The following is a 583-nucleotide window of genomic DNA, read 5'->3' as shown; positions in this document are numbered from 1 at the left end:
GCTCGCGCTCAAGTTCGAGAAGGGGCTGCTCCCGGCGGAGGACGGCTCGCGCCATGGCTTGCCAAGCCTCGCCTTGTGCGCCTTCCTGCTGACGCACATCTTGACGCAGCTTCGTGAGATGACCGAGGAATGGGAATGAAAAAAGACAGCATGCGGGCGTCCGCGTGCTGTCTTTTCTCGATTTTCTTCATATTAAGATGAAACAAACGGGGAGGCTGACTTTCGCTCAGAGCGCTATGCTTGAGCCACCCCCGAACGTTCCCCCTTAAAAGAGGCCATAGTGCCTCTTTTTCTTATTCTCCGAGCGAAGCCTGGATGAAGTCGTGGAAGAGCGCTTGCGGACGCTCAGGACGCGAGATCAGCTCCGGGTGGAACTGACACGCGACGAACCATTTGTGCTCCGGGATCTCGATGATTTCGACGAGACGGCCATCCGGGCTCGTACCCGAGAAGATCATGCCGTTCGCTTCGAACTGCTCGCGGTACTCGTTGCTGAACTCGTAGCGATGGCGATGACGCTCGTAGACGAGCTCGCTCGAATAAGCCGCGCGTGCCTTCGAACCTTCCTCGAGCTTACATGGAT

The 583-nt window shown here is 57.3% G+C and carries 2 protein-coding genes; one reads left to right on the top strand and one right to left on the bottom strand.

The window, feature by feature from the left end; all coding sequences use genetic code 11:
- A partial coding sequence (locus D1614_RS27120) for a DUF2529 family protein (RefSeq protein ID WP_119440520.1) occupies positions 1-139 on the top strand: 139 nt, incomplete at its 5' end.
- Positions 140-293: 154 nt separating this feature from the next.
- Here D1614_RS27120 and D1614_RS24450 read toward each other — a convergent pair.
- Positions 294-583: glutamine amidotransferase-related protein (locus D1614_RS24450; protein WP_438268361.1), on the bottom strand; the 290-nt coding region annotated here is incomplete at its 5' end.

The sequence above is a fragment of the Maribellus luteus genome (assembly GCF_003576475.1).
GTDB classification, from domain to species: Bacteria; Bacteroidota; Bacteroidia; order Bacteroidales; family Prolixibacteraceae; genus Draconibacterium; species Draconibacterium luteum.
The sequence above is the reverse complement of the archived record's forward strand: the minus strand, read 5'-3'. Positions and strand labels throughout refer to the sequence as shown.